General features: G+C 70.5%; 18 protein-coding genes and 1 tRNA gene. 12 read left to right on the forward strand and 7 right to left on the reverse strand.

Annotated features, from left to right (window positions below; translation table 11 throughout):
- Nucleotides 1-50: 50 nt before the first annotated feature.
- A complete protein-coding gene (locus tag IE168_RS00940; protein ID WP_229822973.1) occupies nt 51-1226 on the forward strand; it encodes a sigma-54-dependent transcriptional regulator in 1176 nt (391 codons plus the stop codon).
- Here the strand turns inward: IE168_RS00940 and IE168_RS00945 are convergent.
- From IE168_RS00945 to IE168_RS00955, 3 genes are all read right to left on the reverse strand, one after another.
- Complete coding sequence (locus tag IE168_RS00945) at nt 1204-1623, reverse strand: acyl-CoA thioesterase (RefSeq protein ID WP_189494185.1); 420 nt, start codon at nt 1621-1623, stop codon at nt 1204-1206. The two genes, IE168_RS00940 and IE168_RS00945, sit on opposite strands and share 23 nt — an antisense overlap.
- Complete coding sequence (uvrA, locus tag IE168_RS00950; protein ID WP_189494187.1) at nt 1620-4571, reverse strand: excinuclease ABC subunit UvrA; 2952 nt, start codon at nt 4569-4571, stop codon at nt 1620-1622. Before uvrA ends, IE168_RS00945 begins: the two co-directional genes overlap by 4 nt.
- Before the next feature lie 169 nt (nt 4572-4740).
- Nucleotides 4741-7203 carry a S8 family serine peptidase gene (locus tag IE168_RS00955; RefSeq protein WP_189494189.1) on the reverse strand — a complete coding sequence of 821 codons (2463 nt, stop codon included), beginning with the start codon at nt 7201-7203 and terminating at the stop codon, nt 4741-4743.
- A 558-nt stretch (nt 7204-7761) separates the two neighbouring features.
- Between IE168_RS00955 and rplU the strand changes: the two genes are divergently transcribed.
- The 3 genes from rplU (at nt 7762) to cgtA (ending at nt 9515) form a co-directional block, all read left to right on the forward strand.
- Nucleotides 7762-8082: a 50S ribosomal protein L21 gene (gene rplU, locus IE168_RS00960; protein ID WP_189494191.1), complete on the forward strand. Its 321-nt coding sequence runs from the start codon at nt 7762-7764 to the stop codon at nt 8080-8082.
- 12 nt (nt 8083-8094) lie between these two features.
- Complete coding sequence (gene rpmA, locus IE168_RS00965; RefSeq protein ID WP_189494193.1) at nt 8095-8355, forward strand: 50S ribosomal protein L27; 261 nt, start codon at nt 8095-8097, stop codon at nt 8353-8355.
- A 104-nt stretch (nt 8356-8459) separates the two neighbouring features.
- Entirely contained in the window at nt 8460-9515 is a 1056-nt protein-coding gene (cgtA, locus tag IE168_RS00970) for an Obg family GTPase CgtA (RefSeq protein WP_189494196.1), read from the forward strand.
- Nucleotides 9516-9718: 203 nt separating this feature from the next.
- On the opposite strand, the gene rpsT is transcribed toward cgtA, so the two are convergent.
- Entirely contained in the window at nt 9719-9991 is a 273-nt protein-coding gene (rpsT, locus tag IE168_RS00975; RefSeq protein WP_189494198.1) for a 30S ribosomal protein S20, read from the reverse strand.
- Nucleotides 9992-10101: 110 nt separating this feature from the next.
- On the opposite strand from rpsT, the gene murJ reads away from it, so the two are divergent.
- The 8 genes from murJ to IE168_RS14460 all read left to right on the forward strand — a co-directional run bounded on the left by murJ (nt 10102) and on the right by IE168_RS14460 (nt 19693).
- Nucleotides 10102-11814: a murein biosynthesis integral membrane protein MurJ gene (gene murJ, locus IE168_RS00980; RefSeq protein WP_229822974.1), complete on the forward strand. Its 1713-nt coding sequence runs from the start codon at nt 10102-10104 to the stop codon at nt 11812-11814.
- 106 nt (nt 11815-11920) lie between these two features.
- A complete protein-coding gene (locus tag IE168_RS00985; protein WP_189494200.1) occupies nt 11921-12871 on the forward strand; it encodes a bifunctional riboflavin kinase/FAD synthetase in 951 nt (316 codons plus the stop codon).
- A 56-nt stretch (nt 12872-12927) separates the two neighbouring features.
- Nucleotides 12928-15714, forward strand: a complete 2787-nt coding sequence (gene ileS / locus IE168_RS00990) for an isoleucine--tRNA ligase (protein ID WP_229822995.1) — start codon at nt 12928-12930, stop codon at nt 15712-15714.
- Nucleotides 15705-16202 (forward strand): signal peptidase II, encoded by a 498-nt coding sequence (gene lspA / locus IE168_RS00995; RefSeq protein WP_189494203.1) that lies wholly within the window; start codon nt 15705-15707, stop codon nt 16200-16202. The genes ileS and lspA overlap by 10 nt, the downstream gene beginning before the upstream one ends.
- A gap of 137 nt (nt 16203-16339) precedes the next feature.
- Complete coding sequence (ispH, locus tag IE168_RS01000; RefSeq protein WP_189494205.1) at nt 16340-17290, forward strand: 4-hydroxy-3-methylbut-2-enyl diphosphate reductase; 951 nt, start codon at nt 16340-16342, stop codon at nt 17288-17290.
- A 186-nt stretch (nt 17291-17476) separates the two neighbouring features.
- Nucleotides 17477-18016, forward strand: a complete 540-nt coding sequence (locus IE168_RS01005) for a hypothetical protein (protein ID WP_189494208.1) — start codon at nt 17477-17479, stop codon at nt 18014-18016.
- A gap of 1 nt (nt 18017) precedes the next feature.
- Entirely contained in the window at nt 18018-19121 is a 1104-nt protein-coding gene (locus tag IE168_RS01010) for a glycoside hydrolase family protein (RefSeq protein WP_189494210.1), read from the forward strand.
- Nucleotides 19122-19150: 29 nt separating this feature from the next.
- A complete protein-coding gene (locus IE168_RS14460; protein ID WP_229822975.1) occupies nt 19151-19693 on the forward strand; it encodes a hypothetical protein in 543 nt (180 codons plus the stop codon).
- An 81-nt stretch (nt 19694-19774) separates the two neighbouring features.
- On the opposite strand, the gene IE168_RS01020 is transcribed toward IE168_RS14460, so the two are convergent.
- From IE168_RS01020 to IE168_RS01030, 3 genes are all read right to left on the reverse strand, one after another.
- On the reverse strand, nt 19775-20506 hold the full coding sequence (locus tag IE168_RS01020; protein WP_189494211.1) for an ankyrin repeat domain-containing protein: 732 nt from the start codon (nt 20504-20506) through the stop codon (nt 19775-19777).
- Nucleotides 20507-20558: 52 nt separating this feature from the next.
- Entirely contained in the window at nt 20559-21557 is a 999-nt protein-coding gene (locus tag IE168_RS01025) for a Tle-like phospholipase domain-containing protein (protein WP_189494213.1), read from the reverse strand.
- 599 nt (nt 21558-22156) lie between these two features.
- Nucleotides 22157-22232 (reverse strand) — tRNA-Thr (locus IE168_RS01030).
- Nucleotides 22233-22258: the final 26 nt, after the last annotated feature.

Genomic DNA, 22258 nt, shown 5'->3' on the forward strand with positions numbered 1-22258 from the left:
CCATCCGAAGGGGGCGGATGCGGCGCAAGGGCATGCCGGGATGCACTGGAGTGCGCGGATTCATCCATTGGGTGGTGCCCGGGGGCGGCGTGGTCGAAGCCTTGCCCGCGGGCCTGGCCGAGCGCGGCTGGGAGCCGCGCCTGGTGTCGTCGGCCGATGCGATCACGGCCCTGCCGGCGCGCGGTGCGGACGCGTGCTGCGCCGGCCTGCTGGACCTTCGCGGCAGCGGCGAGCCCTCGGCGCATGGGCTCGAACGCATCCGCGAGGTGCTCGCCCGCGGCGGGCTGGGCTGGGTGGCGGGCCTCGCCCCGGGCCAGGTGAAGCTTGAACCGGTGCGGCGGCTGGTGCGTGACCACTGCCACGACTACGTGGTGCTGCCCTGCGAGGACGGCCTGCTCGCCACCGTGCTCGGTCATGCCCACGGCATGGCGCGGCTGGAGGACTGCAGCGGGGCCATGCCACGTCCGGTGCCGTCGATGGACGGCATGGTCGGCGAGAGCCCGGTGATGCACGCGCTCTACCGGCAGCTGCAGCGCGCGGCGCTGACCGACGCGCCGGTGTGCATCGGCGGCGGCACCGGAACGGGCAAGGAGCTGGCGGCGGCCGCGATTCATCGCCATTCGAAGCGGCACGGAGCGCCGCTGGTGGTCATCAACTGCGGCGCGATCCCGGAAAGCCTGGTGCAGTCCGAGCTGTTCGGCTTCGAGCGCGGCGCCTTCACCGGCGCCACCCAGCGCAAGCGCGGTCGCTTCGAGCATGCCGACGGCGGCACCCTGTTCCTGGACGAGATCGGCGACCTGCCGCTGGAGTCGCAGGCGTCGCTGCTGCGCTTCCTCGAGCAGGGCACGATCCAGCGCCTGGGCGGGCACGAGGACATCGCGGTCGATGCGCGGATCATCTGCGCCACCCACGTCGACCTGGAGGCGGCTGTCGAGCGCGGGCGCTTCCGCGAGGACCTGTACCACCGCCTGCGGGTGATCGAGCTGCACATGCCGGCGCTGCGCGAGCGCGGTGGCGATCGAGCGTGCGCTGCTGCGCAATGGCGGACGCCTGCAGGCCGCCGCGCGCGAGTTGGGGATCTCGCGCGTCACCCTGTACCGGCTGATGAACCGCCACGGCCTGCGCGGTGGCGAGGACGCCACCGGTGCCGGCACCGGTCGAGGCTGAAACGAGGCGGTCGCCGTCGGCGGCCGGGTCCGCGCCTCAGCCTCCGGCGACGCGCCTGACCGCCGCGGGCAGCGGCGTCGGGCGACCGCTGCCGCGGTCGATCCAGACCATCACCACGTGGCCGTCGGCGTGCAGCACGGTGCCGTCGGCGCTGGTGATGCGGTGGCCGAGGGTCACGCTGCTGGTGCCGACGCGGTCGGCAGTGAGTTCGACCACGATCGAGCCGGGGTAGGGGATGGGCTGCCGGTAGTTCATCTGCACCGCCGCCAGCAGCGGCGCGGTGGCGTCGGTGACCCATTCCTCGCCCAGCGATTCGAACCAGCGGATCCGCGCCTCCTCCAGGTAGGTCATGAAGTTGGAGTTGTTGACGTGGTTGAAGGCGTCGAGGTCGCGCCAGCGCAGCTCGATGGGCATGCGCTGGAGCACCTTCCCGTGTTCGGCGGGTTCGTGGCTCATGAGATGTCTCGTGCCTTGCGGCGGCGGGTGGGGGTTCCGGTCTTGCCGCGGGCGCGCGGCTTCGGGGTGTCGTCGATGCGCGGCTTGTCGGCGTGCCCGGCGTTCTCCGCCAGCAGCTTGGCCAGGAAGCGGCCGGTATGCGACTGCGGCATCTTCGCGACATCCTCGGGCGTGCCCTGGGCGATGATCTCGCCGCCGCGGTGGCCGCCGTCGGGGCCGAGGTCGATGACGTGGTCGGCGGTCTTGATCACGTCCAGGTTGTGCTCGATCACCACCACCGTGTTGCCATCGTCGCGCAGCTTGTGCAGCACGCCGAGCAGGTGGTCGATGTCGTGGAAGTGCAGGCCGGTGGTCGGTTCGTCGAGGATGTAGAGCGTGCGCCCGGTGTCGCGGCGCGAGAGCTCCTTCGACAGCTTCACGCGCTGCGCCTCGCCGCCCGAGAGCGTGGTCGCCGACTGCCCCAGGCGGATGTAGCCCAGGCCGACGTCGGCCAGCGTCTCCAGCTTGCGCGCCAGCGGCGGCACCGCGTGGAACAGGTCCAGCGCGGCCTCGACGGTCAGCTCCAGCACCTCGTGGATGTTCAGGCCCTTGTAGCGGATCTCCAGGGTCTCGCGGTTGTAGCGCTTGCCCTGGCAGACGTCGCAGGGCACATAGATGTCGGGCAGGAAGTGCATCTCGACCTTGATCAGGCCGTCGCCCTGGCAGGCCTCGCAGCGGCCGCCGCGCACGTTGAAGCTGAAGCGGCCCGGGCCGTAGCCGCGCGCGCGCGCTTCCGGCACCTGCGCGAACAGCTCGCGCAGCGGCGTGAACAGTCCGGTGTAGGTGGCCGGGTTGGAGCGCGGCGTGCGCCCGATCGGCGACTGGTCGATGTCGACCACCTTGTCGAACAGGTCCAGGCCTTCCACTGCGCGGAAGGGCGCGGACTTGTGCGAGGCGCCGTTGATCTCGTTGGCGGCCAGCGCATACAGCGTGTCGTTGATCAGCGTCGACTTGCCGGAGCCGGAGACGCCGGTGACCACGGTGAACAGCCCGTTCGGGATCACCAGGTCGACGTCCTTGAGGTTGTTGCCGCTGGCTCCGAGCAGGCGCAGGGCCAGCTTCGGATTGGGCGCGTGGCGCTGGGCCGGCACCTCGATGCGGCGCGTGCCGGAAAGGTACTGGCCGGTCAGCGATCGCGGCGCAGCCAGGATGTCCTCGTAGCTGCCCTGGGCCACCACTTCGCCGCCATGCACGCCGGCGCCGGGGCCGATGTCGACGATGTGGTCGGCCAGGCGGATCGCATCCTCGTCGTGCTCGACCACGATCACGGTGTTGCCGAGGTCGCGCAGGCGGGTCAGGGTCGCCAGCAGGCGCTCGTTGTCGCGCTGGTGCAGGCCGATCGAGGGCTCGTCGAGCACGTACATCACGCCCACCAGCCCGGCACCGATCTGGCTGGCGAGGCGGATGCGCTGGGCCTCGCCGCCGGACAGCGAGTCGGCCTTGCGCTCGAGCGTGAGGTAGTCGAGGCCGACGTCGACCAGGAAGCCCAGCCGCTCGCGGATCTCCTTGACGATGCGTTCGGCGACCTCACCGCGCCAGCCGGGAAGCTCGAGCTGGCGAAAGAAGTCCAGCGCCTCGCCGATGGGCAGCACCACGATCGAGGGCATGGCGCGGTCGGCGACGAAGACGTGGCGCGCCGAGCGGTTGAGGCGCGCGCCGCCGCAGTCCGGGCAAGGCTGCTCGCTGATGTACTTGGCCAGCTCCTCGCGCACGGCCGCGGACTCGGTCTCGCGGTAGCGGCGCTCGAGGTTGGGCACGATGCCTTCGAAGCGGTGGCTGCGCTTGCTGCGAACCCCGCTCTCGGTCACGTAGGTGAAGGCGATGCGCTCCTCGCCGCTGCCGAACAGCACGGCCTGGCGCACGTCCTCCGGCAGGTCCTGCCAGTGCGTGTCGACGCTGAACCCGTAGTGCTTCGCCAGCGAGGCGATCAGCTGGAAGTAGTAGTGGTTGCGGCGGTCCCAGCCGCGCACGGCACCGGCGGCCAGCGACTGCTCGGGATGCACCACCACGCGGCCGGGATCGAAGAACTGGCTCACGCCGAGGCCGTCGCAGGTCGGACAGGCGCCGGCCGGGGCGTTGAACGAGAACAGCCGCGGCTCCAGCTCCGGCAGGGCGTAGTCGCACACCGGGCAGCTGTAGCGCGAGGAGAACAGCAGCGGCTCGGCCACGTCGTCGTCGAGCGCGCGCACCTCGGCCATGCCGTCGCCCAGCTTGAGCGCGGTCTCGAAGGATTCCGCCAGGCGCTGCTGCATATCCTCGCGCACGCGGAAACGGTCGATCACCGCCTCGATGGTGTGCTTCTGGCGCAGCGCCAGCGGCGGTACCGCGTCGATCTCGTGCACCACCCCGTCCACGCGCACGCGCACGTAACCCTGCGCGCGAAGCTGCTCGAACACCTGGGCGTGCTCGCCCTTGCGCTCGCGCACGACGGGCGCCAGCAGCATCCAGCGGCGCTCGGCGTTCGCCGGGTCATTGGCCAGCGCCATCACCTGGTCGACCATCTGGCTGACGGTCTGGGCCTCGAGCGGGTAATGGTGGTCCGGGCAGCGCGGCTGGCCGACGCGGGCATAGAGCAGGCGCAGGTAGTCGTAGATCTCGGTGATCGTGCCGACGGTCGAGCGCGGGTTGTGCGAGGTCGACTTCTGCTCGATCGCGATCGCCGGCGACAGGCCCTCGATGTGGTCGATGTCGGGCTTGTCCATCACGCTCAGGAACTGGCGTGCGTAGGCCGACAGCGATTCGACGTAGCGACGCTGGCCCTCGGCATAGATGGTGTCGAAGGCCAGCGAGGACTTGCCGGAGCCGGACAGGCCGGTGACCACGATCAGGCGGTCGCGGGGCAGGTCGAGGCTGATGTCCTTCAGGTTGTGCGTACGGGCTCCGCGGATGCGGATGAGGTCCAGCGCCATTCGGGTGGGGTCCGGGTCGGAGTGGGGGAGGTGGCGGGCGATCAACCAGCCTACCGAGCGCCTGTCATGGGGGCAAACCGTCGGATTTCCAGCCGGGGTGCCGGGAACTGGAAGCAAAAGAAAGGGGCCCGGCGAACCGGGCCCCTCGCTTGTCACCTTGCGTCCCGTATCAGCGGCGCGCGGTGTAGTCCACCGTGATCTCGGCGGAGCACTCATTGGTGCCGGCGTTGCAGACCTGGTAGGTCGCGCTGCCGGGGCCGATGGCGGCCGCCGTGAAGGTGTGGGTGAACTTGCCGGTGTTGGCGGCCGTCGCGACCACCTCGCCATCGAAGCGCACGTCCACCTGCTCGCCTTCGCCGCCCGTCCAGGTCAGCGGCACGCGAATGCGCTGGCCCCTGAGGGCGAACGCGTAGCGGGCCACCAGGTCCTGCGGAGCGTTGTCAACCGGGGGGTCACCCCCATCCTCGTAGCTCGCGACCAGCGACAGCCCGGTCGCCGCCGCGTAGCCGTTGATCCGGACGAACCACTGTCCGGCGGCCGGCGTCGGGAACTCGCACAGCTCGTTGTTGCCCACCAGCCACGAGCGGCAGTCGTAGAGCGAGTTGGTCGGCACCTCGCCGCGACGGACGTACAGGTCGGCATCGCCGCCCGCGGCACCCGACAGCTGGACCGAAAGGTTGGTGGCGTCGGCCGGGACGTCGATGAAGTACAGCAGCTCCTCACCGGTGCCGATGTTGATGCCGGTGACCGCAACGCCGTTCTCGAGCTCGGTCAGTTCCGGAGCCGGCGGATCCACCGGCGGCTCGTTGTCGTAGGTGCCGGTGAGGTTCCAGCCGTTCGAGGTGCTGTACGCGACAACGCGGACGTGCCAGGTGCCGGCCGTCGGGTTGCTGAACGTGCAGGTCTCGGCGACGGTACCGCCGGTGTACGGACGGCAGTCGTACGCGCCAGCGGTCGGGGCCGAGCCGTAACGGACGTAGATGTCCGAGTCGCCCGTGCCGGGAGCGAGGTTGAACACCAGGCTTTCCATGCCGCTCGGCACCTGCAGCGTGTAGAACCGCTCCTCGTTGGGGGCCAGGGGGCCCACGGGCGAGGCCACGCCGTTCTCGAGCACGACCGGCGGCGGCGGCGGCGGCGGCGGCGGCGGCGTGGGCGGCAGCGTCTCGCTGCCATCGGCCACGGCGACGGCACGGCCGGCGTCGATCATGCTGGCGCACCACAGCGTGGCGGTGGCGCAGCCGGTGACGTTGCCATTGGCGGCGTAGCCGGTGTTCTGCAGGATCATCTCGAGCTCGTCGGGGGGCAGGTGCTCGCCGGCGGCTTCCATCATGAGCGCGGCGGTGCCGGCGACGTGCGGAGCAGCCATGGACGTACCGGCATACCAGGCGTATGCGTCGTCCTCCGGGCCTTCCGCGCCGGTGTTCAGGGTCGACAGCACCTGGTTCTCTTCCGGAACCACGCCGCTGCCCGCCGGCGCCGCGACGCTGATGCCCGGGCCGAAGTTGGTGCTGGCGTACTTGGTGTTGTTCGGGCCCGTGCCCGCCACCGCGATCACGCCTTCGCAGCCCGCCGGGCTGAAGCCAGCCACGTTGGCGCTGGAGTTGCCGGCCGCCGCGATCACCGCGGTGCCGTTTTCGATGGCGATGTCGATCGCGTCCTGCATCGCCGTCGGGCACGCGGTGGCGCCGCCGAGGCTGAGGTTGATGATGTGCGCGGGGGTGGTGTTGTCGGGTACGCCGGGGACGCTGCCGCCCGAGGCCCAGACGATGGCGTCGTTGATGTCCGCGAACGAGCCGCCCTGGTTGCCGAGGACGCGCACGTGCTGGACCTTGGCCCCGTGCGCCACGCCGGCCACGCCGGTGCTGTTGTTGGTCAGGGCCGCGACCGTGCCGGCCACGTGGGTGCCGTGCCAGCTGCTGTCGTACTTGTCGTCCCAGTCGCCGGTGTCGGACGGGTCGGCGTCGCGGCCATCACCGTCGCGCGCGTTTTCCGGGTCGGAGATGAAGTCGTAGCCGGCGACGAACTGGCCGGCGAGGTCCTCGTGCTGCAGTTCGCCGGTGTCGAGCACCGCGACGATGTAGCCGCTGCCGTCGACCGTGTCCCAGGCCTCGGTGGCGTTGATGCCCATGCCGCCGCCCTTGTAATGCCACTGCTGGACGAACAGGGGATCGTTCGGCTCCATCGCGCGATACAGGCGGCCGTTCGGCTCGACTGCGCGGATCGAGGGGTGCTTCATCAGCTCGACTTCGAGCTTGCGACGCGCCACCACGTCGATCTCGCGGTCGATGCGGATCAGCTGGGCGCCGGTGGCGGTGGTGCGTTCGACGCTGATGCGGGCACCCAGGGTCCTGCCGATGGCGTCCAGCTGGCGCTGCATGTCCGCGGCGGGCTTGGCGCCCTTCTTGAAGCTCACCAGGAAGCTGTCGTAGCTGTCGTCGGCGGGTGCCTTCAGGTTGGTGCCATAGGCCTGGGCCGGCTTGGCGAAGACGGGCTGCTTGGCCACCGCCTTCTGTACCGTTGCGGGCTTGGCCGCCGGCGTCCGCATGGCCGCATAGGACGGCGCCGCGAACAGCGCCGCGGTGATCGCCACCGCCAGCGCGGTAGTCGTGTTGCTCCGAGTCGTGCTTGTCATTTCGATCCTCTCTCCTTTCGTCGATCCGAACGCGCATTGGCGATCGGCCCCATCCACGCAGTGGCTGTTGCTACTCCAGTGGAAGCTGTACGCACGCCCGCGGCGCTGCCCGGAGGGGCTGCGGCCTGCAGGCGTGCAGAAGGCGGGCGCCGCGCGCCGGGTTGCGCGGCGATGGCTGGCGGGTCGCGGGGGACGCGCCGGCGGAAGATGGTGTGCAGGAGGTGCGGTTGCGCCGGCCAGCAGGCCGCGACGGATGGGCGGGATGGTCCCCGACGGGTTCAGGCTGTTGCACTGACAGAGACTCTCCGGAAGGCGATCACGCCCCTTGCGGCGCATTACCACGGCGCCGGCGCGGGGTGCCTGACTGCTGGTCCTGCAGCGGATGGGCCCCTGTACCCGTCCGACATCCCGAACCTACCGGAAGCAGGCCCGCGTGCGCAACCGTATAGCCGCCATTCAGCCCGGTTTGACCCGGAATCGTGGATCCATCTACAATTCCGCTCCTGTCCGCCCTCGATGGCGGCAGGCGACCACAATAACTACAGAGGAAGTCTGGTCATGTACGCAGTCCTGGTAACGGGCGGCAAGCAGTACCGCGTGATGCAGGGTGAGACCCTGCGCGTGGAACTGCTCGACGTCGAGGCCGGCAAGGAGATCACGTTCGACAACGTGCTCATGCTCGGCGATTCCGATGGCATCAAGGTGGGCGACGCGCTGAAGGGCGCCACCGTCACCGCCACCGTCAAGGCCCACGGCCGCGCCGACAAGGTGCGCATCGTGAAGTTCCGCCGCCGCAAGCACCATCGCAAGCAGATGGGCCACCGGCAGCACTACACCGAAATCGAGATCACCGGCATTGCCGGTGGCGACAAGAAGTAAGGAGACGCAGCCATGGCACATAAAAAGGGCGTAGGTTCCTCGCGCAACGGCCGCGACTCAAACCCGAAGTACCTCGGCGTGAAGATGTACGGTGGCCAGGCGATCGACGCCGGCAACATCATCGTCCGCCAGCGCGGCACCCAGTTCCACCCGGGTTCGGGCGTGGGCCTCGGCCGCGACCACACCCTGTTCGCGCTGATCGACGGCACGGTCGAGTTCACGACCAAGGGCCCGAAGAAGCGCCGCACCGTGAACGTGATCGCCGGGGCCTGAGTCCCGCGCCACGTTCCGTGAAGGGCCCCGCTCCGGCGGGGCTTTTCGTTTCCGGGCATCCTTGACGGACCCGGCTCACCACACACCATCTGGCAGTCGATCCCATGAAGCTCGTAGACGAAGCCGAAATCACCGTCATCGCCGGCAACGGCGGCAACGGCTGCGTCGGGTTCCGGCGCGAGAAGTTCATTCCCCTCGGCGGCCCCGACGGCGGCGACGGTGGCAAGGGCGGCGACGTGTGGCTCGAGGCCACGCGCAACCTCAACACCCTGGTCGACTTCCGCCACCAGAAGATGTTCCGTGCCCAGCGCGGACAGGACGGCATGGGCCAGCAGCGCTACGGTAAGGGCGGGGACGACGTCGTGATCCTGGTCCCGGTCGGGACCCAGGTGGTGAACGTCGATACCGACGAGCTCATCGGCGACCTGGTCGGCGACGGCGACCGCCTGCTGGTGGCGCGCGGCGGCGGCGGCGGCCTGGGCAACATGCATTTCAAGAGTTCGGTGAACCGGTCGCCGCGCAAGGCCACGCCCGGCGCCGAGGGCGAGCAGCGTGAGCTGCGCCTGGAGCTGAAGCTGCTGGCCGACGTCGGCCTGCTGGGCTTCCCCAACGCCGGCAAGTCCACCCTGATCCGCGCGGTGTCGGCGGCCACGCCCAAGGTCGCGGACTATCCGTTCACCACGCTGTACCCGAACCTCGGCGTGGTCAGCGTGGAGCCCGCGCGCAGCTTCGTGATCGCCGACATTCCCGGCCTGATCGAAGGCGCGGCGGACGGCGCCGGCCTCGGCGCGCTGTTCCTGCGCCACATCCAGCGCACGCACCTGCTGCTGCATCTGGTGGAGGTCGAGCCGCTGGACGGCTCCGACGCCGCCGGCCAGGTGCGCGCGATCGAGCACGAGCTGGCGAAGTTCGACGCTGGCCTGATGAACAAGCCGCGCTGGCTTCTGTTCAACAAGGCCGACCTGCTGCCGGCGGAGGACGCGCGCGCACACGCCGAGCGCGTGGTCGCCGACCTGGGCTGGACCGGCCCCTGGTTCATCGTCTCCGGCCTGGCCCGCGAAGGCACCCGCGACGTCATGCTGAAAATCCAGGCTTTCCTCGACGAGCAGGCCCGCGACGCCGCGGAGACCGCGGAAGCCGCGGGCTCCGGAGAATGCTGAAAAGCTCTTTTGCCACGGATTTACGCGGATCACGCGGATTGACACGGATAAAGCAGAACGTTCGGGGGGCTTTGGCTCTATCCGCGTGATCCGCGTGATCCGTGGCAAAGCTGTTGCTCTGACGCAGCATCCCTGCCGGAACCGCACGCAAACGAAAAGCCCGGCCAAGGGCCGGGCTTCCGGGGTGACGCGGTGCGGCGGCCTCAGGCGGCGCTGGCGATCGCCTTGATGCGCGCGGCCAGGCGGCTCTTGTGGCGCGCGGCCTTGTTCTTGTGGATCAGGCCGCGGGCGCTGAACCGGTCGAGCAGCGGCTGCGCGGCCTTGAAAGCCTCCTGCGCGCCGGCGGCGTCATTGGCGTCGAGCGCCTTCAGCACCTTCTTGACGGCGGTGCGCATCTGCGAGCGCTGGCTGTTGTTGCGCAGGTTGCGCACGACGGCCTGCTTGGCGCGCTTCTTGGAGGACTTGATGTTGGCCACGGCGGGATCCTGGAAACGGGTGTAAAGATGGAATTCGGGTCGATCGAGCAGGAAAGTATGGCCGAATCATGGATTTGCGTCAACAATCCCCCGGTCACGGGATGGATCGCATGAGCGCAACGATACAGGACGGGCCAAAGGGGGAGGGCGGGGGCGGCGCGGCCGGGGCCGCGGGGCTGGACCCGGCCGCCTCGATGCCGGCGACGAAGGCCGCGGCCGATGGCGGTGGCCAGCCTCCGGCGCCGGGTGATGGGCCGAAGCCGCGCCGCGGCGGCGGGCTGCTGCGCTCCACCGCGGTGTTCAGCGCCATGACCCTGCTGTCGCGCATCGCGGGCTTCCTGCGCGACGCGCTGCAGTCGCGCGTGTTCGGCGTCTCGGTGGCGATGGACGCCTTCGTCATCGCCTACCGGATCCCGAACTACCTGCGCCGGATCTTCGCCGAGGGCTCGGTGCAGATGGCCTTCGTGCCGGTGTTCAACGAGCTGCGCGAGCGCGGCGACCCGAAGGCGCTGAAGGACTTCCTGGACGCCATGGCCGGTGCGCTGCTGGCCGTGGTGCTGGTGTTCGCGGCCATCGGCATGCTGGCTGCGCCGCTGCTGGCGCGCATGTTCGCGCCCGGCGCCATCGACGATCCGGAGAAGCTGGCGCTGATCGCCGGCATGCTGCGGATCACCTTCCCGTACCTGGTGTGCATCTCGCTGATGGCGCTGGTGGCCTCGGTGCTCAACAGCTTCGGCCGCTTCGCGCTGCCGGCGGTGACGCCGGTGCTGCACAACCTGGTGATGATCGCCGCCATCGTCTGGGCCTCGCGCTGGTTCGCCGAGCCGGTGAAGGCCCTGGCCTGGGGCGTGCTGGTGGCGGGCGTGCTGCAGCTGGCCCTGCTGTGGCCGGCGCTGGGGCGGCTGGGGATGCGGCCGCGCTTCAGGCCCGGATTCCACCATCCCGACGTGCGCCGGGTCGCGAAGCTGATGGTGCCGACGCTGTTCTCGTCGTCCGTGGCCCAGCTGAACCTGCTGGTGGGCACGATCTTCGCGTCGCTGCTGGTGACCGGCAGCCAGACCTGGCTGTACCTGTCCGACCGCCTGGTGGAGTTTCCGCTCGGCCTGTTCGGCGTGGCCATCGGCACCGTGATCCTGCCGCACCTCTCGCGCCGGCACGCGGCCGAGGACGGCGAAGGCTATGGCGCCACGCTCGACTGGGCGCTGCGCATGGCGCTGCTGGCCGGCGTGCCGGCGGCGGTCGGCCTGCTGCTGCTGGCCGAGCCGCTGACCGCGGTGGTCTACCAGGGCGGGCGCTTCACCCCGCACGACACCCGCATGGCGGCGCTCAGCCTGGCGGCGATGAGCATCGGCATCCCGGCGTTCATGCTCACCAAGGTGCTGGCCCCGGCCTTCTACGCCCGCCAGGACACGAAGACGCCGATGCGCGCGGCCATCATCACCGTCATCGCCAACGTGGTGATGACCATCGCCTTCACCACGCCGCTGTGGCTGTGGAACGTACCCGGGGCGCACGGCGGCATCGCGCTGGCGACCGCGCTGGCGGGCATCGTCAACGCCTGGCTGCTGTGGCGCTACCTGAAGCGCGCCGGCCTGGCGCGGCTGCAGCCCGGCTGGGGCGTGTTCTGGCTGCGGATGATCGTGGCCTGCGCCGGGATGGCGGCGACCGTGCTGGCGCTGATCGCGTGGATTGGCGACTGGACGGCGATCGGGAGCCTGCTGCTGCGCGCGGCCCTGCTGCTGGCGGTGGTGGCCGCCGGGGCCCTGGCCTATGGCGTGGCGATGTTCGCGCTGGGCCTGCGGCCGCGGGACCTGCGGCACTGAGCGCGCGGCCTGTCCGCGGCGGCTTCCGCGCGGCCGCTATACTTGCGGGCCGACCCCGGTCGGGCGCGCTGCCCCGGGCGGCCGCGCCACACCACACCTGGATCCCATGAAGCAGCTGTTCCGCGACGTCGACGGCGGGCCCCTGTGCCCCGAAGGCAGCGTGGCCTGCATCGGCGCCTTCGACGGCCTGCACCTGGGCCACCGCGCGCTGGTGCGCCACGCCGCCGGCCGCGCGCGCGCGCTCGGCCTGCCGCTGGCGACGCTGAGCTTCGAGCCGCTGCCGCGCGAATTCTTCGCCCCCGACGCCCCGCCGCCGCGGCTGATGCTGCCGCGCGCGCGCGCCGAAGGGCTGTGTGTGCTGGGTGCCGATGTGGTGGGCCTGCTGCGCTTCAATGCAGGGTTCGCGGCGATGTCGCCGGACGACTTCGCCGCGCGCGTGCTGGCCGGTAGGCTGCGCGCGCGCGAGGTCTGGGTCGGCCCCGGCTTCCGCTATGGCAGCCGGCGCGCCGGCGACCTTGCCAGCCTGCAGGCCTCGGGCGAACGCCTGGGCTTTGCGGCGAACGGGATCGAGCCGGTGCTGCTGGACGGCGAGCGGGTGTCCAGCACGCGCATTCGCGCCGCGCTGGTGGCCGGTGATTTCGCCACCGCCGCGCGCCTGCTCGGGCGGCCCTACGCCATCGGCGGACGCGTGGTGCGCGGCCGCCAGCTCGGGCGCACGCTCGGCTTCCCCACCGCCAACCTGCGCTTCGGCGGCAAGGTGCCGGCGCTGCAGGGCATCTATGCCACCCGCGTGCACGGCGTCGCCGACGCGCCCTGGCCGTCGGTGTCGAGCTTCGGCACCCGGCCCACGGTCGATGGCGTCGAGCCGCTGCTCGAGGCCCACCTGTTCGATTTCGACGGCGACCTGTACGGTCGGCGCATCGAAGTGGAATTCGTCGCGCGCCTGCGCGACGAGGAGAAATACCCCGACCTGCCGACCCTGGTCGCGCAGATGGACCGCGACGCCGCCCGCGCGCGCGCGATCCTGATGCAGGCCCCCCAGCGAGCAACCGCGTGACCGACGACAGCCAGCGCTACAAGCCGACCATCCTCCTGCCCGAGACCGCGTTCCCGATGCGCGGCGACCTGCCGAAGCGGGAGCCGGGCACCCTCGAGCGCTGGGAGGCCGAGGGCCTGTACCGGCAGCTGCGCGAGCGCGCCGCGGGCCGGCCACGCTTCGTGCTGCACGACGGCCCGCCCTATGCCAACGGCGCGATCCACCTCGGGCATGCGGTCAACAAGATCCTCAAGGACATCATCGTCCGCTCGAAGACCGTCGCCGGCTTCGACGCGCCCTATGTCCCGGGCTGGGACTGCCACGGCCTGCCGATCGAGATCGCGATCGAGAAGAAGCACGGCCGCGTCGGCGCGAAGCTCGACGCCGCGGCGTTCCGCCAGGCCTGCCGCGAATACGCGCTGTCGCAGGTCGAGCTGCAGAAGCGGGATTTCAAGCGCCTGGGCGTGCTCGGCGATTGGGACGACCCCTATCTCTCGCTGGACCCGAAGTTCGAGGCCGACGAGATGCGCGCGCTGGCCAAGGTGATCGACAACGGCCACCTCGTGCGCGGCGCAAAGCCGGTGTACTGGTGCTTCGACTGCGGCTCGGCGCTGGCCGAGGCCGAGATCGAATACCAGGACAAGGTGTCGCCCGCCGTGGACGTGGCCTATCCGGCGCGCGAGTCCGACGCGGTGGCGCGCGTTTTTGGCGCGGTGCTGTCGGCGGGCGTCGAGGTCGCCGTGCCGATCTGGACCACCACGCCGTGGACGCTGCCGGCGTCGCTGGCGGTGTCGCTGGGTCCGGAGATCGAATACGCGCTGGTCGAAGGCCCGCCGCACGGCGGGCACGCGCGCTGGCTGGTGGTGGCCGCGTCGCTGGCCGCGAAGGTGCTGGCGCGCTACGGCGTCGACGGCGAGCCGGTGGTCCACGGCCACGCCAAGGGCGCCGCGCTGGAAGGCCTGCTGTTCGCGCATCCCTTCTATGCCGAGCGCGACATCCCGGTGATCCTGGGCGACCACGTCACCGACGACGACGGCACCGGCGCGGTGCACACCGCCCCGGGCCACGGCCAGGAGGACTTCGCGGCAGCCCGCGCCTACGGCATCGTCGAGCGCTACACCGCCGCGCAGATGAACCCGGTGGACGGCCGCGGCGTGTACCTGCCGTCGACGCCGGCGGTGCACGGCACGGAGCTGGCCGGCACCCACATCTGGAAGGCCAACGACGCCATCATCGAGGCGCTGCGTGCCAGCGGTGCGCTGCTGGCGCTGGCGAAGATCGGGCACAGCTATCCGCACTGCTGGCGGCATCGCACGCCGGTGGCCTTCCGCGCCACGCCGCAGTGGTTCATCTCGATGGACCAGGCCGGGCTGCGCCGCGACGCGCTGGCCGCGATCGAGGGCGTGGAGTGGTTCCCGGGCTGGGGCGAGGCGCGCATCGCCGGCATGGTCGAGGGCCGTCCGGACTGGACGATCTCGCGCCAGCGCACCTGGGGCGTGCCGATCGCGCTGTTCGTGCACCGCGAGACCGGCGAGCCGCATCCGCGCTCCAGCGAGCTGATGCGCGCGGCCGCCGAGCGCGTGGAGCAGGGCGGCATCGACGCCTGGTTCGACCTGGACGCCGCCGAACTGCTTGGCGACGAGGCCGCGGACTACGACAAGGTCACCGACATCCTCGACGTCTGGTTCGACTCCGGCGTCACCCACGAGTGCGTGCTCGCCGCGCGCGGCCTGGGCAAGCCGGCCGATCTCTATCTGGAAGGCTCCGACCAGCACCGCGGCTGGTTCCAGTCGTCGCTGCTGACCGGCGTCGCGATCGACGGCGCTGCGCCGTACCGGCAGTGCCTGACCCACGGCTTCACCGTGGACGAGCACGGCCGCAAGATGTCGAAGTCGCTCGGCAACGGCATCGAGCCGCAGGAGATCATGAAGACCCTGGGCGCGGACATCCTGCGCCTGTGGATCGCCAGCGCCGACTACAGCAACGAGATGTCGCTGTCGAAGGAGATCCTCAAGCGCAACGCCGACGCCTACCGCCGCATCCGCAACACCGCGCGCTTCCTGCTCGGAAACCTGCACGGCTTCGATCCCGCGGCGCACCTGCTGCCGCCCGACGACATGCTCGCGCTCGACCGCTGGATCGTGCACCGCGCCTGGGAGCTGCAGGAGAAGGTCACCGATGCCTACGCGCGCTACGACTTCGCCGAAGTGGTGCAGCTTCTGATGAACTTCTGCAGCGTCGATCTCGGCTCGCTGTACCTGGACGTCACCAAGGACCGCCTGTACACGATGCGCGAGGACTCGCGCGGGCGGCGCAGCGCGCAGTCGGCGATGTACCGCATCGCCGCGGCCTTCGTGCGCTGGATCGCGCCGGTGCTGGCGTTCACAGCCGACGAGATGTGGGCCCACCTGCCGGGCGCGCGCGAGGACAACGTGCTGTTCGCCACCTGGTACGAGGGCCTGGCGCCGCTGCCGGACGGTGCGCGGCTGTCGGCACGCGCCTTCGACGACCTGCTGCGCCTGCGCGAGCAGGTGGCCAGGGTGCTCGAGCCGATGCGTGCCAGCGGCGCGATCGGCGCGGCGCTGGATGCCGAGATCACCCTGACCTGTGGCGTGGCCGACCAGAACTGGCTCTCGGGCCTGGTCGACGAGCTGCGCTTCTTCTTCATCAGCGGCGACGTGGCCCTGGTGGCCGACGAGGACGCGGAGTCGATCCGCGTGTCGGCGACGCCCACGGAGAAGCCCAAGTGCGTGCGCTGCTGGCAGCACCGAGGCGACGTCGGCGTGGCGGAGGCGCACCCGCAGCTGTGCGGCCGCTGCGTGTCCAACGTCGAAGGGGAAGGGGAGGACCGCCAATGGTTCTGAAGCCTCGCCCGAATGCGCTGTCCTGGCTGCTGCTTTCGCTGCTGGTGCTGGTGCTCGACCAGCTGAGCAAGCAGTGGGTGCTGACCAGCCTGCCGGAGTACACCGCGATCCCGGTGATCGAGGGGTTCTGGAACTGGTACCGGACCTACAACACCGGCGCCGCGTTCAGCTTCCTGTCCGACGCCGGCGGCTGGCAGAAGTGGTTCTTCACGGTGCTGGCCTTCGGCATCAGCGGGCTGCTGGCGGTGTGGCTGTCGCGCACGCCGCGCGGCGACTGGCGCACGGCGCTGCCGTTCGCGCTGGTGATCGGCGGCGCCATCGGCAATGTCGTCGACCGCCTGCAGCACGGCCACGTCATCGACTTCATCCAGTGGCACTGGCGCGACCACTACTGGCCCGCGTTCAACATCGCCGACGCCGCGATCGTCGGCGGGGCGATCGGGATCGCGCTGTTCGGGCTGCTGGCCCCGAAGCAGCCGAAGGGCTGAGCTGCGGAGCGGGCTGTCCGGGGGCGGGTACCTGCCGCGACCCCGGTCTGTGGGAGCGGCTATAGCCGCGATCCGGGCAACGCGCCATCGCGGCTGTAGCCGCTCCCACGTGGGGTAGCGCGGGTAGAATGGCCGCCATGGATATCGTCCTCGCCAACCCCCGCGGCTTCTGCGCCGGCGTCGATCGCGCGATCGAGATCGTCAAGCGCGCGATCGAAACGCTGGGCGCGCCGATCTACGTCCGCCACGAGGTGGTGCACAACCGCTACGTGGTCGACGACCTGAAGCAGCGCGGCGCCATCTTCGTCGAGGAACTGGACGAGGTTCCCGACGGCAACACGGTGATCTTCAGCGCCCACGGCGTCTCGCAGGCCGTGCGCAACGAGGCCGAGCGCCGCGGCCTCAAGGTGTTCGACGCGACCTGCCCGCTGGTGACCAAGGTGCACTTCGAGGTCGCGCGCCACTGCCGTGCAGGCCGCGACGTGGTGCTGATCGGCCACGCCGGGCATCCCGAAGTCGAGGGCACGATGGGGCAGTGGAACCGCGAGCGCGGCATCGGCTCGATCTACCTGGTCGAGGACGTGGACGACGTCGCGGCGCTGGTCGTGGGCCAGCCGGAAAACCTCGCCTATACCACCCAGACCACGCTGTCGGTCGACGACACGCGCGGCGTGATCCAGGCCCTGCGCGAGCGCTTCCCCGCCATCCAGGGCCCGAAGAACGACGACATCTGCTACGCCACCCAGAACCGCCAGGACGCCGTGCGCGAGCTCGCCGCCGAATGCGACCTGGTGCTGGTGGTCGGCTCGCCCAACAGCTCCAACTCCAACCGGCTGCGCGAGCTCGCCGAGCGCGAGGGCGTGGACGCCTACCTGATCGATGGCGCCGAGGAGATCGACCCGCGCTGGGTGGAAGGGCGCCGCCATGTCGGCGTGACCGCCGGCGCCTCGGCCCCGGACATCCTGGTCGAAGGCGTGCTGGCCCGGCTGCGCGAGCTCGGCGCCGGCGGCGTGCGCGAACTCTCCGGCGAGCCCGAGAGCATGGTCTTCGCCCTGCCCAAGGAACTGCGGCTGCACCTGGTGGAGTAGCGCCTGCGGGCCGGTCCGGGCCCCAGCGTTTGCGCCACCGTCGCGGCGTGACTGCCTGAACCTTGATCCCGTACTCAAAGCCGATGGACGCGGAAGGCCTATCCTCGCGGATGCCGGGCGCGCCGCGCTGGCAGGCATCCCGGGGAACAAGGAGCAGGACATATGGAAGTGGCTGGACGATATTGCATGGCAGGCGTGCTGGTGCTCGCCCTGATCGCCGGGGGCTGCGCGCAGTCCGCGGCGCAGCAGGCCGCGCACGAGGGGGTGCCCGCCCGGCAACCCGAGGCCCTGGCGATTCCCGGAGCGCCGGAAGGTCCTGCGCATCTGGGTGGCAACTGGTCCGTGGAGTGGTGCGACCGTTCGCAGCCGGAGCTCGACTGTGGCTTCTTCAACGTCACGCTCGTACAGCACGGGGACAGGCTCTGCGGCGACTACGGCGGCGCGCTGGTCGCCCAGCGACAGGTAGATGAAGGCGACATCGTCGGCAGCGTGGTGGGCAACACCGCGGTGCTGGCGGTGGAGAGCGGGCGCAACGGCATGATCGCCCTGGTTCGCGCCGAGCTGCAGGGCGGTGCGCTCCACTGGCGCGAGGTGGACAACATCCGCCAGGGCGGCGCCGACACCGCGGTCATCGCCACCGACGACAGGCTGACCCCCGCGCATTCCGCGCGTACGACCCTTCCGCGCCGCTGTGGTGGCGATGCCGCCGCACAGGGAGAGGGCTGAGATGGACTACAGGGAGCTGACGCAGGACGAGTACGACACCCGGCTGCGCACGGTGATCGTCGGGACCGAGGGCCTGCACGCGAGCGCGATGGATGTCGGCGACAATCGCGCCACCATCGGCTGGGGCTACACCCTCAACCGCAACAACAACGTCGAGATCTGGGAGCGGTCGGGCCTGGAGTTGAGCGAGGCGGATTGGGACACCCTCAGGCGCGTCGACGCTGAACCCACGCTGGCGGGCAAGACGCGCATCGGCCTGACCCTGACCCGCGAACTCGACGAGACCGAGGCCGACAGCCTGTTCCGGGCGTCGGTGCGCGAGTACGAGGGCCACGCGATCACGGCGGGCATGCCGCTGTCGGACGAACGCATCGCGCTCGTGTCGGTGACCTACAACCGCGGGGTGGGGGCGATGCAGGGCCACGCCGTGCTCGACGCGATCGCCGACGACGACCGCGCGGAAGCGTGGTACCAGATGCGCTACAACGGCTGGGGCAGCCGCGAGGACATGGAGGGCGGCCTTCGCAAGCGCCGCTTCGCGGAGTCGGAAGTCTTCGGTCTCTATGACGACCGCGACAGGGTCGGGGTCGAGGAAGCCGCGGACGTCTACCGGATGTACCAGGCGAATCGCGATGAAATCACGCGGGTCGAGCAGGCCTTCGGCGTCCCGCTGGACGGCGATGAGGCGACGCCGAATCGGATTGCCCACGCCAATCGCGACTATCCCGCCATCGTCGCTGCGTACGGCCCTGTCAGGACGCTGGAGGCGTCGCTGGAGCCGGCGCGCACTGTGCTTCTCGAACACCTGCGTGAACGGTATCCGGCAGATGCCGCACAGTTTACCGACGCCCGCTTCAATGCCGGGGACATCGACCTGACGCGCCATCCCGTTCAAGCTGGACCCGAGGCCGCCGTAACCGAAGCTGCAGGTCCCTCCACGGTGCTAGGCGCCCTCGAGGCCGGCGACGTCGACCTTCTGGACCGGCTCTCGGATGCGTTTGCCCGGTCGCCCGAAGGGCGGGCGCTCGCGCACGAAGGAGACCATCTGGTTGCGCAGCAGCAGGCCGCGGAACAACGGGAACAGGGCCTGGCGCAGGTGCGGTGAGGCAGGCGTCCGTCGGGAGTGAAGGATTGATGACGCACGTTGAATTGCAGGACGCGGTGAAGGCGATTCTCATGCTGCGCTCGGAAATGACCCAGCGCGAGGCCCGGGTGGCTGCTGCGCTCGAGGCGCACATGCAGGCCCTCCGAAGCGATGCCGCACGTCTCAGGGAAGAACTCGACGGGTTGGTCGGGGGGGCCGCGGACCGCATCGTCCAGGAAGCGCGCAAGGCCGTCGTACCGGTCGTGGCCGAATGTGATCGTGCGGCCAGCCGGACCTCGGCGCGTCTGCAGGGTGCCTCGCGGGCAGTGTTGGCCTGGTTTGGCGCCACGGCAGCCGTCGTTGCACTGGTACTGCTTTCGGGGTGGATGCTGCTGGGTCATGTCCGCGGCGAGCTGGCCGGCATGGAGGCCGAACTCAAGCGCTACGAGAGCGCGCTGCCGGTCGTACAGGCGTTCTACGCATCGGATGCCGTCATCTGTGGCGAACGGATGTGCGTGAATGTCGATCCTGATGGCCAGCACCAAGGCGGGCAGCAGCAGTACCGGCAGGCACGTCCACGCCCCTCGCGATGACGGGTGCGATGCAGCTCGGCGGATCCGCGAGAGCCTTGGCGTCGCGCCTGGGACTTGCCCCGGTTGGCCCCTGCGACGCGATCAGTCGCTGGCCCCGGCCTGCAGCGGCACTCCGTTGGCTTCCAGCCACCCGGTGACGGCAGCGCGCTCGCCGCGCGCCTGTTCGCTGAGCTTGTCCGCGGGCAGCTTGTAGTAGTAGGCCTGGAACGTCGCGTCCTGCGCGTTCTTCGCCGATGCCGGTGCGCCGTGTTCCAGCAGCTGCAGCACATGTGCGCCGGCGTTGATCATCGCCGCCTTGTGCAGCGGCGTGTTGCCGGTCCGGTCGGCGATCGACGGGTCGGCACCGGCCTCCAGCAGCATGCGGAACTGGGCGTCGGTGCGCGGGCCGGCGGCGTCGGCCAGGGCCGTGCCGCCGGTCTGGCCGTGGCGGGCGTCGGGATCGGCGCGGTGGTCGAGCAGGATGCGCAGGTAGCCGGGGTCATCGGCGATCGCCGCGCTGTGCACGGCAGTGCGCCCGGCAAGTCCCGGCACCGAGGCGTCGGCGCCGGCCGCCATCAATGCCTCCACGCCGGGCTTGCTCTGCGCCAGCATCGCGTACTGCAGCGGTGTGACCTGGTCGGCGCCGCGCGCATCCGGGTCGGCCCCGGCCGCCACGTGCCGCTGGACCTCGGCGACATCGCCGTCGGCGGCGGCCTGCGCCAGGGCGGCAACCGCGGGATCGGGAAAGGCCTTGCTCGCATCCATCGCATGTCCTTGGCAGGCGGCGCCCGCGAGCACCAGCGCCAACAGCAGGAGGGTGGCAGGCGTGCGCATCGGGCCGATTATGTCACGCGGTTCCGCGCGGCCAGGCCAGGGGAGGAAAGCGTCAGTCGTTCCAGGGCTGCTGCTGCGCAAGTGCGTCGAGCACGCCCTGCTGCCCATGCAGCGCGCCCGTGCGTTCCAGCTTCGCCTGGCCGTGTTCATAGAGTCGCTGGCCCATCTCGATAGGGTTCCAGGTGAACTCCGGGCCCTCGATCGGCGGATAGGGATCGGCCAGGTTGATCTCGTGCCCGGGCGCGTCCGGCATCAGGGTGCGCGTGCCCCAGGTGTCTTCCTGCGCGGCGGTCAGCGGATCCCCGGAGATGTTGTAGCGGCGGATCTGGCCGTCGGCGGCATCGGCGCGGGCGGTATCGGGATCCAGGCCCAGGCGCTCCATCGTGCGGTCGTGGACGCCGGAGGCGTTGAAGGTCACCGCGGCGTTGCCGGTGGCGAGCGAGGCCGTGGCGGCCAGGCCGCCGCCCAGCGAATGGCCGGTGATCACCAGCGAGTCCCCGAAGGCCATGTCGGCGAGCTGGGCCAGCTCCACGGCCTGGTCGTACTGCTCGTTCTGCCAGCCGATGCCCTGTTCGAAGTTGGGGCCGGTCCAGTCCTGCAGTTCGTTGCTGCCCGCGAATGCCAGCACGTGGCGGCCTTCGCCGTCGGTGTAGATGCCGGCGCGGAAGCCGGTGTCCGGATTCTCCAGCAGCGAGGGATCGATGCCGGCCTCGAGCAGCTGGGCGTCGGTCAGGCGCGTCCAGTCGCCGACTCCGGTCACCGCGGGGTCGTAGACGGCGGACGCGACCTCCATCATCTCCATGTCGATCGCGCGCGCGTCCTGGCCCCGGACCTCCGCGTCGAAGTCGACCTTGCCGGCCGCGGAAGAGGCCGGCCCCTGGCCGGGCGGGAGCGCGGGAAGCAGGCCGGCGAGCACGGGATTCCAGGACGGCTCCGGGCGCCAGGGGCCGCTGGAGAAGGCCTGCGGGCCGGCGGGCTCCCGGCTGGCGGCATCGGCCGGCCGGTAGGCGGTGGTGTCGATCTGGCTGCCGCGGATGCCGTCGATGCTCATGGCCACGCCCTTCCCGAGAGTCTGCGCCGACCCTAGCGCCGCTGCCGGACGCGTCACAGCTGGGGTGGACCCCAGCAGTTCCGTTGGGGCGCGCGCTGCCCACCGCGATGCAGGGGGGGATGCCCAGCCGGAATATGCGCTGTCCTGCTCCCAGTTCCGGCCGCCGGCCATCCATGGCCGGCTCTGGGCATCCCCTCCTGCATCCGCGCCGGGCACCACCTCCGTCGCGATCTGGAAGCAAGCACACCGCGACCCGCGGCGTTCACGCACTCCTGTAGGAGCCGCTATAGCGGCGACCGCTCCTGCTCTTGCCCTGCTGTCGCCCTTGACCTTCGTCCCGAAGCCGGAAAACGCCACAGCCCGTCCCGCGTACAGGGGGTGTGCGGAGAGCCGGCCATGGATGGCCGGCGCCCGGCCGCTGGGAGCAGGATGCGGAAACGGCCGGCGCAGCACACCCCCTGTGCGCGGGACGGGCAGCGCTGGACCCCAGCGGAGCCGCTTCCCTCACAACGGCCGGGGGGGCACCGATCGCGGCTGTAGCCGCTCCCACTGGAGCAAACAAAAAGCCCCGGGAAGCGGACTTCCCGGGGCTTGCCTGCTGGTGCCGAAGAGAGGAGTCGAACCTCCGACCTACTGATTACGAATCAGTTGCTCTACCGACTGAGCTACTTCGGCGGGCCGCGTATTGTAGGGGGCCGTAC

The sequence above is a fragment of the Luteimonas padinae genome (genome assembly GCF_014652935.1).
In the GTDB taxonomy this organism is placed as follows: Bacteria; Pseudomonadota; Gammaproteobacteria; order Xanthomonadales; family Xanthomonadaceae; genus Luteimonas; species Luteimonas padinae.